At 64.2% G+C, this 12,662-nt stretch carries 7 protein-coding genes and 1 pseudogene; 5 read left to right on the forward strand and 3 right to left on the reverse strand.

Features of this window, described 5'->3' with window-relative positions; genetic code table 11:
• Nucleotides 1–72: 72 nt before the first annotated feature.
• On the forward strand, nucleotides 73–1,113 hold the full coding sequence (locus FB600_RS10210; protein ID WP_261383362.1) for an aromatic ring-hydroxylating oxygenase subunit alpha: 1,041 nt from the start codon (nucleotides 73–75) through the stop codon (nucleotides 1,111–1,113).
• 130 nt (nucleotides 1,114–1,243) lie between these two features.
• Here FB600_RS10210 and FB600_RS10215 read toward each other — a convergent pair whose 3' ends face one another.
• Nucleotides 1,244–2,125 (reverse strand): EAL domain-containing protein, encoded by an 882-nt coding sequence (locus FB600_RS10215; protein ID WP_244128327.1) that lies wholly within the window; start codon nucleotides 2,123–2,125, stop codon nucleotides 1,244–1,246.
• Between the two features lie 420 nt (nucleotides 2,126–2,545).
• Between FB600_RS10215 and FB600_RS10220 the strand changes: the two genes are divergently transcribed.
• On the forward strand, nucleotides 2,546–4,804 hold the full coding sequence (locus tag FB600_RS10220) for an ATP-binding protein (protein ID WP_261383363.1): 2,259 nt from the start codon (nucleotides 2,546–2,548) through the stop codon (nucleotides 4,802–4,804).
• A gap of 85 nt (nucleotides 4,805–4,889) precedes the next feature.
• Here the strand turns inward: FB600_RS10220 and FB600_RS10225 are convergent, their stop codons facing one another.
• Together FB600_RS10225 and FB600_RS10230 are read right to left on the reverse strand one after the other, a co-directional pair.
• Nucleotides 4,890–5,627, reverse strand: a complete 738-nt coding sequence (locus FB600_RS10225) for a response regulator transcription factor (RefSeq protein WP_098182873.1) — start codon at nucleotides 5,625–5,627, stop codon at nucleotides 4,890–4,892.
• Nucleotides 5,628–5,933 carry a hypothetical protein gene (locus FB600_RS10230; RefSeq protein ID WP_145756719.1) on the reverse strand — a complete coding sequence of 102 codons (306 nt, stop codon included), beginning with the start codon at nucleotides 5,931–5,933 and terminating at the stop codon, nucleotides 5,628–5,630. It abuts the gene before it with no gap.
• A gap of 764 nt (nucleotides 5,934–6,697) precedes the next feature.
• Between FB600_RS10230 and FB600_RS38155 the strand changes: the two are divergent.
• The 3 genes and pseudogenes from FB600_RS38155 to FB600_RS10240 all read left to right on the forward strand — a co-directional run.
• Nucleotides 6,698–6,925, forward strand: a pseudogene (locus tag FB600_RS38155) (hypothetical protein); the annotation flags it as partial.
• 39 nt (nucleotides 6,926–6,964) lie between these two features.
• Nucleotides 6,965–11,623, forward strand: a complete 4,659-nt coding sequence (locus FB600_RS10235; RefSeq protein ID WP_409995217.1) for a beta strand repeat-containing protein — start codon at nucleotides 6,965–6,967, stop codon at nucleotides 11,621–11,623.
• Between the two features lie 127 nt (nucleotides 11,624–11,750).
• Complete coding sequence (locus FB600_RS10240; RefSeq protein WP_145756723.1) at nucleotides 11,751–12,554, forward strand: OmpA family protein; 804 nt, start codon at nucleotides 11,751–11,753, stop codon at nucleotides 12,552–12,554.
• Nucleotides 12,555–12,662: the final 108 nt, after the last annotated feature.

Below are 12,662 nucleotides of genomic sequence, written 5' to 3' on the forward strand. Positions count from 1 at the left end.
GCGGCCACGGAGCTTGGCATGTCGAGGCCCGAGCCGGCCTCGGAAACCGATTAGCGACACAAGGAACGATTCATGCAGCATGACACCCAGGTGGCCCTGGCCAAGCGCCTCTTCGCCCTGATCGACGAGCACGGCACGGACATGAGCGACACCTGCGGGAGCAATCCCGTCTCGGCCTACAGCAGCCCGGCGGTCCTCGAGCAGGAGCGCCGGCGCCTGTTTACTGATCGTCCCGTGCTGATCACGACGAGCTGCCGGATCAAGTCGCCCGGCGACTACCTGACCGACGATCGAAGCGGCGTGCCGATCCTGCTGGTGCGCAATCGCGACGGCAGGCTGAACGCCTTCGCCAATGTATGCCGCCACCGTGGCGCGCGGCTGGCCGACGGTTGCGGGCGCGATGCCAGCGCCTTCGTCTGCCCGTATCACGGCTGGGGCTACACGCTCGAGGGGAAGCTGCGCCTGCTGGCGCCGCGTGGTGCCTTCCCGGGACTCGATTGCGAGCACACCGACCTGACGCGGCTGCCCGTGCTGGAGCGGCACGGGCTGGTGTGGGTGTTGCCGAAGCCGGGCGGGACGATCGACGAGGACGCCTTGCTGCCGGGGCTGGACGAGGAACTGGCCTCGTACGGGTTGGCCGACTTCACGCATTTCGGCACGCGCGCGCTGGAGAAGCGGCTCAACTGGAAACTCGCGGTGGATACCTTCCTGGAAAGCTGGCATATCGACAAGCTGCACAAGGAAACGATCAATCCGATCTTCCTGCCCGGCATCGGCCTGGTCGACCGCTTCGGCGACAACATGCGGCTCACCTTCCCGCGACGCTCGATCGTCGAGATGCGCAAGCAGCCGGAGCGGGACTGGGACCTGTTGCGTCATACGCTGGTCGTCTACGTGCTGTTCCCGAATACGCTGCTGAACTGGCAGGGGCGCCACTTCGAGATCTGGCGCATGTTTCCGGCCGACTATCGGGATCCGGACAACTGCGTGGCCGAGGTCTCGCTATACCCGCCCACGCCGATCCACACCGAACAGGCCAGGGCGCACTGGACCCGTAATTTCGATTTGCTGACGAATACGGTGGAGAAGGAGGACTTCGAGCTCGCGGAATAGATCCAGCGAGGTTTCCACGGGCGCACGCAGGAGCACATCAGGTTCGGCCGGCACGAGCCGGCCCTGTCCTACTACCACGAGCGGATTCGCCAGGCACTGGCACCGGGATGAGGCGAGAGCACATCCGCCCTCAGGAAAGGGCCCTGGCTCGCTGCTCGGCGATGAAGGCCTCGACCGCCGGCTCGTCGAGCGGTTCGCCGAGGTGGTAGCCCTGGCCTTCGACGCCGGGCAGGGTTCGGGCCCAGGCGAATTGCTCGGCGGTTTCGATGCCGGTCATCACGATGTGCTTGTCGTTGCTTTTCGCCAGTTGCACCAGGGTTTCGACCACGCGCATGGATTCGCCGTTCTGCAGCACGTCACGGATCAGCGAGCGGTCGAACTTGATGGTGTCCACCGGCAATTGCTGCAGCAGCGTCAAGGAATTGAAGCCGGCGCCGAAATCGTCGAGCGCGACGCGCACGCCGATGGCCTGCACGGCATGAATGGCTTCCACCAGCCAGTCGAGCTGATCGGGCGGGACCACGTCGGTCAGTTCGATCTCGAAGCGTTTCGGATCGAGGCCGAAGGAGTCGAGCAGCACGGCGAGTCGAGCAGGGAATTGCGTTTGCCCCAATTCCAGCGAGGACAGGTTGATGGCGAGAGACAGGCCGTCATGCCCGGCGCTCACCCACTGCGCCAGCATGCGCGCGGCACGCTCGGTAAGCAGGTCGGTGAAGCGCGTGGCCAGGAAGGAATCCTCCACCACGCTGATGAACGAGGTGGGCGCCAGCACGCCGCGCTCCGGGTGCCGCCAGCGGATCAGGTATTCGAAGCCGGAAAGCTGGTGTTCGGCCAGCAGGAATTTGGGTTGCAGCAGGAAAAAGAATTCATCCTGGTGAAGCCCACGTTCCGCGTCGTCAAGGGGATGGTTTGCCACGAAGGTGCGGTTCATGAATATTCCAATTGGCCGGGCCAGGAGTTTCGGTTCATTTTTTGATGGCTCAATTTTATTGATAGAACTTTGAATTTTCAACTTCCAATAATGAACAAATGTAAATTTGCTTTAACGGTCTAGACTTGATTTTTTTGATAAGGTGCTATGTTTTTATTCGGTGTGTTGCCCTTGTGGATGAGTGGCTTGTCAGGAATATTTGCGCCTCGGTGAGGTTATCGAGCAACGTGGCGGAGAGCTTTGTCTTGCATCAAGGAGATGCCTGACGAGGGCGGGAGGCAGGCTGGTCTTGCGGAGCGTTGCTGGAAAGTGAAATTTATTGAGAATTGGTCATGGTAATTCTGTATTGATGGGTGCGTTCATGTTTTTAATAATGCATGTGTATTATTGTTGTGTTTTTTGATGTAATATAAAATTATTCAATGATGATTAGTGGGGTTGTTTTTATCGATATTGCCGTTGTGTGTCGTTGATTGATTCGATGCGGGTGTCGATGTTTGAGTGGAAGAAATTCTCAGGTTTTTTGTCATTGATTTGAATTTCGTCCAGGGCGATATGATGAAGGGCCATCGAATTGACATGCTGGGGAAATTCTTCGAGCCGGGCCGATGTCGTCCACCTGCCACGGAAAATCGAGGAGGCGAGGTGGCCCGCTTCAGGCTCGCGAGAGAGTGGGTCGGCCTGAGCGCCGTGCTGATGCTGATTTGCCTGGTACTGACGGCAACGCATCTCCTGTCGCGCTTCGACCAGGCTTTTTTCGACCTCGTGCCGCAGCCGGCTCACCGAGGTACCGCCAGGCCCCTGGCCTTGATCGTTGTCGATGCTCGCACCACGGCCCGATTGGGGCCGTGGCCGTTTGATCGTGAAACCCGCATGAAGATGCTCGATCGGCTCACCGACAGCGGTGTCACGGTAATCGGTATCGATCTGATGAGCTTGCGTGAATCGAATCCGGTTCGTATCGGCGGCGACGTACACGCAGCCGGCATGGCGCGCTCCGATAAAGTGGGGAACCCATCGTCCATTCACCAGGCTGGTGCCGACAGTTCGGGCGCCAGCCGCGTCCGGGCCGCATCCGGATGCGGCAAACGTTACGAGCGTTACTCGTACATCAATGTGCTGGACGGGCGTGTTTCCCCGGAGCGCTTGAAGGGCCGGCCGGTCCTGATTCGCGCCCTGGTAGGAGAAACCGGTCTGGGTTCGGCCTGGCCGACGAGCGGAGCCCGGCTCGGCGACACATTCGACATGCGTCGCGTGTCCGCTATGCCGCGCTCGCCGGGCTTCGCCTTCGAACTGCTGTTCAACGAGTTCGTCGTCTGCCTGGTTTGTGTCTTGCTCTACCGGCTGGGGCCGCGTGCCGGCCTGCTCGGGTCGTTTGGTATTTCCGTTGCGATCGCAGTGCTTGCCGCCGTCCTGTTCTGCTGCGCGGATCGGCTTCTGCCGCCTGCCACCGCCGTGCTGATCTGTGCCGCTGCCTGCTTGTTATGGTCGTGGCGGCGCCTGGAGGCCTTGTTGAGATTCATCGTCCTGATGGCGGACCGCCTGGCGGCCGAACCGGCGTTGCCGGGAAAGCCGATGCCGGAGCGCCGCGGCGTGGATCCGGTCGAGCGCCAGTTGAGGCGGGCCGCCGATCTGGACGAACGGGTGCGCAGCTATCGCGAACTGATCGACGAATGGGTCGACAGCCTGCCGGAGGCGACCTTGATTGCCTCGACCGGCGGCACCGTGCTGTTGGCGAACGAGCGCCTGGCCGCGCTGTATGGCGAACCGGGAGCGAATCCAGTCTCCAATGGCGTGCCGGCGGGGCGTTCCGTGTCCGACGTGCTGTTCCAGATCACCGCGTCGCACCGGGCCAACGAGTTTGCCGAGCAGGCACTGGCCTCGCTCAAGCCCTGGCCAGAAGGCGAGAATCTGTCCGCCCAGACGAAATCCCAGCTCGGCCAGGGCATCGAGATCGCGAACGCGCGCGGCGGCCTGTCCTTGCTGATCAAGTGCGCGCCGATCCGGCCGGCCAGCTATGGCGAGGGTGCGCTGGTGTTTCATGTGGCCGATGTCTCTTCCGTGAGAATGGCCGAGCGGCAGCGGGACATGGCCTTGCGGTTTCTTTCGCACGACATGCGCTCGCCGCAGGCTTCGATTCTCGCGCTGGTTTCGCAGGTCCAGCGCGATCCGTCGCGCCATACCCCGCAGCGCTTCGCCGAGCTGGTTTCCCAGTATGCGACGCGGGCCCTCAGCCTGTCCGACGATTTCCTGTTCCTGGCCAAGGCGGAGAACCTGCCGCCCAAGCTGGCCTCGGTGGACCCCGCGCTGGTGCTGGGCGATGCGGTGGACGATCTGCTGCCGCAGGCGAGTGCCCGTTCCACCATCGTGAACCTGATGGCAGAGCCGGGCCTGAGCACCATCGCCGACGTGCAGTTGCTGAGGCGGGCCTTCGTCAACCTGATCGGGAACGCGATCAAGTTCGGCCGCGAGTCGTCGACCGTCGACGTGGAACTGTCGGCGACCGAGCAGCATGTGAAGATTGCCGTCACCGATTACGGCAAAGGCATATCCGAGCTGGACCAGGCGAAGCTGTTCCGGGAGTTCACCCAGCTCGACGGCAGTTCGTCATTGTCCGGCCACGGCCTGGGCCTGGCCTTCGTGAAGACGGTGGTGGATTCGCTGGGAGGCAAGCTGCAGGTGCGCTCGAAGCTCGGGGAGGGGACCACCTTTCTCATGCTGCTGTCGAAACACGAACATGATGCGGCCCTGGGCGGTTGAAGCTCGTGGCAGGGTTCGCCGGCGCGTCCCCGCGCGACATGCGTAGCAGCAGGTGCGGGTGCCGAACTCGCGCGATCGCGCTGCTTCAGGCGCGGCTCTCCATCAGCATTCCCGCGTTGGCGTGAAACTCGCCCGAGGGCTTGGTCTGATCCAGGCGATAGCCGAGCGTGTAGATGGCCGACAGGCGCAAGCCGTTCTCGATGCTCAGCTTCAGCTTTTGCCGGATTCGGTAGATATGGGTGTCGAGCGAACGCGATTCCGTCCCCAACTCGCGTCCCCAGGCCGTGGTGGCAAGCAGTTCGCGCGACATGATCTTGCCAAGGTTGTGGAACAGGCAGGCGACCAGCTGGAATTCCTTGGTCGTCAGTTCGATCTTGCTGTCCCGCAGCCGCACCGCGCGCTCGACCGGATCGAGCACGTAGTCGCCGGCCCGGATCGGCTCGTCGCGCTTCACGTTGCGCGCCACGCGGCGCAGTAGGGCATTGACGCGTGCGGCCAGTTCTTCCGGCCGGAACGGCTTGCTCAGGTAATCGTCGGCGCCGGCCTCGAGCGCCCGCACCACGTCGAGCTCTTGCACGCGGCTGGTCAGGAACAGCACGCCGTATTCGACATCGGCCCGCGTGCGAATCCAGTTCAGCACCTCGATGCCCGTCATGCTGGGCAAATGCCAGTCGAGCACCACCGCGTCGACGGATTCGGATCGTAGGAAGCGCAGCGCCTGCTCGCCGTCGGTCACGAGCTTGATCGTGTGACGGAACGGCGCCAGTGCGCTTTGAACTTCCTCGGCCTGGATGGGATCGTCCTCTACCACCAATATGCGCATTCATGCACCCCTGAGTATCGTGGTTCGACTGGCAACCTGGCAAAAATGCTGGGTTTCAGCAAACGTTTGCCATTTGATGCGTTTGGTATGAATGGTTGGGAAATATAAATCAACGGGAAGGAATGCAATTGTGACATTTTGTGAATTTGTAGGATGAATTGCGGGCCAGGTAAAAACGATCGGCGTGCCGGATTCGGGTAATTTTTTCTCGAACCGGGATGTGAGCTTGGGTTTTGAAAGAGGGCAGCCGCGTCCCGGCGCAATGGCACCGCGGGCACGTCGTTGCAGGCCGTTGCGGTGTTGCATCGTTGCTTGTCGGGTCCATGTTTCGGACTGCGATCGATGTCGCGTCGGCGATGTCTGATTCCGCCGATCACCGGATCGGAGCGTGGTCATGGCGGACGCATGACACGCCGACCATTCACCGTTCCTCGCTCCCGGTTTGTCTGCTGTCCAGGCGGATCTATTCCATTCCTCACGCTTGCCGTGCAGGCGATTGAACCGCACCGCTGTTCATTGGAACGAGCCGCCGTGGCACATCCATTTTTCAAATCAATTGAAATGCCAAGGCGGTGACAAATGTTCACTTTTTGGTCGATGCGGTTATTTGTCAGAAAGTTTAAAACCGTGACAATTGTTCACTTTGCGATTTGAAAAGATGTCGATAATTTGGCAATTAATAAAGGATCTCCTGTGGTAGGAATTAAGGGGTTTTATAAAAATTATTTCCCCGTTCTGTTGGGAAGGTCGTCCTGTTGCTATTCAAATAATCGCGAATGTCCCGGCGCGGGAAGCTGTTGCCTGCGTGGGGGATGTCGTGTCATGAGATTTTTTTGTCGCGACTCGATGGGAAATGCGAGGCTGCATTTCGGTTGAATATCGAGAATAAATCAGAAAATTTAAATTCAGATGGAGTTTCCATGGCTGAAAGTTATTTGAGTGCAACCGCGCGTGATCGCGTACATGATGCCAAGTCGATTCAGACGCGCTCGCCGCGCCGGAGTCGCCGTCATCTGCCGGCGGGTGTTGAATCTGCGCGGCTTCGTCCGCTCGTCTCGGTCTTGGGTCTCATGTTGGCAGGTCTTCCGTATGGGGCGGTGGCTCAGCAGGCGACGGGATCCGTCATAGTGAGCGGGACCAATTGCCCAACGAGCACGACAGCGGTCAACGGTGTCAGTATTGGCTGCGCCTCAAACGCAGGTAGCGGGGCCACGGCGATCGGCTTTGATTCAAACGCATCAGGATTCAATAGCGTGGCGGTCGGTCAACATGCAACGGCTTCCGGAACAGGCTCCTCTGCGTTTGCAGGCGCGGCAACCGGGTCGGGGGCGACAGGGATCGGGTTCGGTGCGACGGCGTCGGGTGACGGCTCTTCAGCGTTAGGACAGGCCGCTGCAGCGAGCGATGTCAATGCCACGGCTGTCGGGGCTCGCGCGACGGCGTCGTCCGCGGGGTCAGTGGCGCTTGGCCAGGCATCGACGGCGACGGGTACCAACGCCTCGGCGATCGGCCCGTTGTCCACAGCCTCCGGGACGAATGCCAACGCGATCGGCACGTCCGCGTCAGCGTCCGGATCCGGAGCGAGCGCGATCGGTGCCGGTGCGAGAGCATTGACCGACAACACGCTCGCGGCCGGCCTCAACGCACAGGCGACAGGGAACGGCGCGGTGGCACTGGGTGCTACGTCAGTGGCCTCACAAACCTTTGCCACGGCTGTCGGCATCAATGCCAACGCGTCGGGCGTGGGCGGGACCGCCGTCGGAAACCAGGCGAATGTGACCTCTGCGGCCGACGGCGGCGTGGCCCTGGGCAGTGGCGCATTGGCTGGCGGACCTTCGGCGGTTTCGATCGGCACCAATACCGGCTCGACGGGCACGAGTTCGATCGCGATCGGCGCTGGCGGCGGCGTGGCAGGTACGCCTGGGTCCGGTACCTCGGCATCTGGCAACCAGTCGATTGCGGTCGGCTTCGGCAGCAATGCGAGCGGCGCGCAAGCCGTTGTTTTCGGTCCCAATTCCATTGGGGCAGGCGCGAATGCGGTCGCGGTTGGCTCGTCCGCGAGCGCAAGCCAACAATCGGCTGTGGCGGTTGGCAATCTCACCGTGTCCAACGCTGCGAGCGCCACGGCGCTCGGCGCCGGCAGCCAGGCGCTGGCCGCCTCGACCGTCGCTTTCGGCGATACCAGCGTCGTGGCGGCGGCGGCGGGCACCGGCTCCATCGCCGGTGGCCACAACTCGCAGGTGACAGGTGGCACGGGCGCCGTTGCGCTCGGCGAGGCGCAGACGGCCAACGGCAACGGCGCGGTGGCAATCGGCGATCCCAATTCGGCCACCGGCAATGGCGCGGTGGCGGTGGGCGCCGACAACACCGCGAATGGCGACGGCGCCGTCGCATTGGGCAACACCAATGTCGCGACCGGTCAAGGCGCAGTCTCGATCGGCAATGCATCGCAGGCCAATGTCGCGGGCGCGGTGGCGATCGGCGATGCCGCCAGCGTGCAGGCTGCCGCCACTGGCGGCGTGGCGCTCGGCTCAGGTGCCTCGACGAGCGTCGCGAACAGCGTGGCGCTCGGCGCGAATGCAACCACCACGGCGGCCACGCCGACCGCCAATGCCACGATGGGTGGGGTGAACTACAACTTCGCGGGCGCGACGCCGGCCGGCGTGGTCAGCGTCGGTTCGGCAGGCGCCGAACGCCAGATCCAGAACGTGGCGGCCGGCCAGTTGAGCGCCACCAGCACCGATGCGGTTAACGGCTCGCAGCTATTCGCGACCAACCAGCAGGTGAGCACCAATACCACGGATATCTCGACCGTCAGCTCGACGCTCACGAACATTAATAACGGCGCGGGCATCAAGTATTTCCACGCAAATTCGACCGATCCGGACAGCCAGGCCGTGGGTGCCAACAGCGTCGCGATCGGCCCGAGCGCGGTGGCCAGCAACGCCGGCGACGTGGCGCTGGGCAGCGGCTCGAGCACGACGGCGGTGACGCCGACGGCTGGCGCGACGATCGGCGGCGTGAACTATACATTCGCCGGCGCGACGCCTGCCAGCGCGCTGAGCGTGGGCAGCGCGGGCGCCGAGCGCCAGATCCAGAACGTGGCGGCCGGCCAGTTGAGCGCCACCAGCACCGATGCCGTGAACGGCTCGCAACTGTTCGCGACGAACCAGCAGGTGACCACCAACACCACGGCCATCACGAACATCAACAACGGCGCGGGCATCAAGTATTTCCGCGCGAACTCGACGGATCCCGACAGCCAGGCCGTCGGTGCGAACAGCGTGGCGATCGGGCCGAACGCGGTGGCCAACAACGCGGGCGATGTGGCGCTGGGCAGCGGATCGACCACGGCGGCGGTGACGCCGACGTCCGGTGCGACGATCGGCGGCGTCAACTACACGTTCGCCGGCGCGACGCCGACCAGTGCGTTGAGCGTGGGCAGCGCCGGTGCCGAGCGGCAGATCCAGAACGTGGCGGCCGGCCAGTTGAGCACGACCAGCACCGATGCCGTGAACGGTTCGCAGTTGAATGCCACCAACCAGCAGGTAACGGCCAACACCACGGCCATTACGAACATCAACAACGGTGCCGGCATCAAGTATTTCCACGCGAATTCGACGGATCCCGACAGCCAGGCCGTCGGTGCGAACAGCGTGGCGATCGGGCCGAACGCGGTGGCCAACAACGCGGGCGATGTGGCACTGGGCAGCGGATCGACCACGGCGGCGGTGACGCCGACGTCCGGTGCAACGATCGGCGGCGTCAACTACACGTTCGCCGGTGCGACGCCTGCCAGCGCGCTGAGCGTGGGTAGCGCGGGCGCCGAACGCCAGATTCAGAACGTGGCGGCGGGGCAACTGAGCGCCACCAGCACCGATGCCGTGAACGGCTCGCAACTGTTCGCGACGAACCAGCAGGTGACCACCAACACCACGGCCATCACGAACATCAACAACGGCGCCGGCATCAAGTACTTCCACGCCAATTCGACGCTGGCCGATTCGACGGCGAGCGGCACTGACGCGGTGGCGATCGGCGGCAATGCGCAGGCGACGATCGCGAATTCGGTCGCCCTGGGTTCCAACTCGACCACCACGGCGGCGACGCCGACCGCGGGCGCCACCATCGGGGGCGTGAGCTACAGCTTCGCGGGTGCCGCGCCGGCAGGCGTGGTCAGCGTGGGCGCCGCAGGTGCCGAACGCCAGATCCAGAACGTGGCGGCCGGCCAGCTGAGCGCGACGAGCACCGACGCCGTGAACGGCTCGCAACTGTTCGCCACCAACCAGCAGGTGGGCACCAACACCAGCGACATCGCGAACCTCAACACGGCCGTCACCAACATCAACAACGGCTCGGGCATCAAGTACTTCCATGCCAACTCCACGCTGGCGGACAGCCAGGCCACCGGTGCCGACAGCATTGCCGTCGGCCCGCAGGCGGTGGCCAGCGCGGCGAACAGCTTCGCGGCGGGCACGGGGGCGCAATCGAGTGCGGCGAATGCCACGGCGCTCGGCGCGCAGGCGGTGGCGTCGATCGCGGGCGGCGTCGCGATCGGTTCGGGCTCGGTGTCGGATCGCGCCGTCGCGGCGGGCAGCGGTACGATCCCGGCCGGCAGCCACACGGTGCCGTTCAACACGTCCGACGCGACCCTGCTGGGTGCCGTCTCTTTCGGCAGTGCCTCGGGCAACACCTATCGTCAGCTCGTCAACGTCGCCGACGGCACCGAGGCGCACGACGCCGTCACGGTTCGCCAGTTGACGGGAGCGCTGCAATCCTTCGCCGTGACGCCGACGCTGTACTTCCACGCGAACTCCACGGCGGCGGATTCCCTCGCCGTAGGCGCCGAATCGGTCGCGGTCGGCCCCACCACGGTAGTGAACGGCGACAACGGCGTGGGCGTGGGCAACGGCGCGATCGTTCAGCAGAGCGCGCCGGGCGGCATCGCGATCGGACAGGCCGCCAATTCCGGGCAGGCCGATGCGATCGCCATGGGCAGCGGGGCGAATGCCACCGGTCCGCAGGCGATTGCCCAGGGTGCCAATGCCGTGGCCTCCGCCTCGGGCAGCGTGGCGATCGGCTCCGGCGCGAACAGCAGCGCAAGCGACGCGCTCGCCTTCGGTTCCGGCTCCAGCGCGACCTTCGCGAACAGCGTGGCGATCGGCGCCGGCTCGGTGACGACGGTCGGCGCGTTGAGCAACTACATCGGCTACGGGCTCAGCACGCCGCAATCCTCGGTCGGCGAGGTGAACATCGGCAACCGCCAGATCACCGGGCTGGCGGCCGGCGTGGCGGGCACCGACGCGGTCAACGTGAGCCAGCTGCAGGCGGTCAACCAGAGCCTCACCACCATGATCCAGAACATCAGCAATACCGGTGGCACCGGCGGCTTCCCGTCCACGCCGGGTTCGAGTTCGCCGGCCAGCTCGACGGGCTCGAACTCGTCGGCGGGCGGCAATGGCGCGGTGGCCTCGGGCAACAACAGCACGGCGGTCGGCAACGGCTCGACGGCATCGGGCACGGGTTCGACCACCATCGGCGCGGGTTCGACCTCGTCCGGCAACAACTCGGTGGCGATCGGCGCCGGCAGCAACGACGGTGGACGCAACAACGTGGTGTCGATCGGAACGGCGGACACGCCGCGGCAGATCACCAATGTCGCGGCTGGCACGGCGCCGACCGATGGCGTGAACGTCCAGCAGCTGAACGCCGCGGTTGGCAATGCCAATGCCTACACCGATGCGCGGATCCAGAGCCTGCGTCGCGATGCGGACGGCGGTACCGCCAGCGCGATGGCGGTGGCGGGCCTGCCGCAACCGTCCGGGCCGGGCAAGAGCATGGTGGCGATCGCGGGCAGCGTGTATCGCAGCCAGTCTGGCCAGGCGATCGGCATCTCGACGATCTCGGAGAACAATCACTGGATCTACAAGGCGGCCGTCACCACCAACACGCGCAACGACTATGGCGCGGTGGTCGGCGCCGGTTACCAGTGGTAAGGACGCGCGTCCTCGCCGTCTCGCCATGAACGGGCAGGGCCGCGGGAGCAGTGCCAGGGCGTATCGCACGTGGCCCTGGCCGGCTTTCGCGGCCTGCCGATCCCAGCATTCCTCATCGAGTCATGACATGAACATTCGAACCATTGCCGCCGTGGCGGCCAGCCTGCTGACGGCCGCCGTCCTGCAGGGGTGCGCGTCGCCGAAGACGCCGCCGCAGTTTCCGAATCAGCAATCCGCCTCGCCTTCCGGCGGGACCTTCGTCAACCTCGACAACCTGCGCAACGTCAGCGCCGGGTTGAACAAGGACCAGGTCTACGACCTGATCGGGCCGCCGCACTTCAACGAGTGGTTCGTCGGCAAGCGCGTCTGGAACTACCTGTTCGATTTCCGGCGTGGCGGCGAAGTGGTGACCTGCCAGTACCAAGTGCAGTTCGACAAGCATGGGAAGGTCAGCGGCACCTACTGGCGCGAGTCGGCCTGCGCGGATTGGCTGCGCACCGCGGCCCCGGCGGCGCCGGTTGCCGTCGAGCAGAAGGTAGTGACGATCGAGCAGTTCTCGCTGGAGAGCGATGCGCTGTTCGCGTTCGGCAAGTCGGATATCGATTCGATGCTGCCGGGCGGCAAGACTGAACTCGATCGCGCTGTCGCGCGGATCAAGGGCCATCGCGCGGTGAGCGAGATCGCTATCGTCGGCCATACCGACCGGATCGGCTCCGCCGCGTTGAACCAGCGCCTGTCGCTGGCGCGCGCCAATGCCGTGCGCGACTACATGGTCGCGCACGGGCTCGCGCAAGCGAGCATCCACACCAGCGGGGTGGGCGCCAGCGAATCCGTTACGACATGTCCGGAAGGCGAGAGCGGGGCGGTGATCGCCTGCCTGCAGCCGGACCGCCGCGTCGCCGTCACCGTGAAGGGGCAGCGCGACGATTGAGCGAGTCGGCTGCCCGCCGCGGTTTCCTTGCCTCGGTCATGTCCCGGAGCTACGTCGAGACGATTCGATCATGCGGACGGGACATGGCTTTTTTCATGCCGTAGTGCA

Origin of the sequence: Burkholderia sp. SJZ089 (assembly GCF_007828315.1) — a bacterium.
GTDB lineage: Bacteria > Pseudomonadota > Gammaproteobacteria > Burkholderiales > Burkholderiaceae > Burkholderia > Burkholderia gladioli.

What these genes read in the sequence shown, in the direction of transcription:
- FB600_RS10225 (WP_098182873.1), bottom strand. Translation starts at nt 5,627, where the DNA reads ATGCGCATATTGGTGGTAGAGGACGATCCCATCCAGGCCGAGGAAGTT.
- FB600_RS10230 (WP_145756719.1), bottom strand. Translation starts at nt 5,933, where the DNA reads ATGCAACACCGCAACGGCCTGCAACGACGTGCCCGCGGTGCCATTGCG.
- FB600_RS10210 (WP_261383362.1), top strand. Translation starts at nt 73, where the DNA reads ATGCAGCATGACACCCAGGTGGCCCTGGCCAAGCGCCTCTTCGCCCTG.
- FB600_RS10240 (WP_145756723.1), top strand. Translation starts at nt 11,751, where the DNA reads ATGAACATTCGAACCATTGCCGCCGTGGCGGCCAGCCTGCTGACGGCC.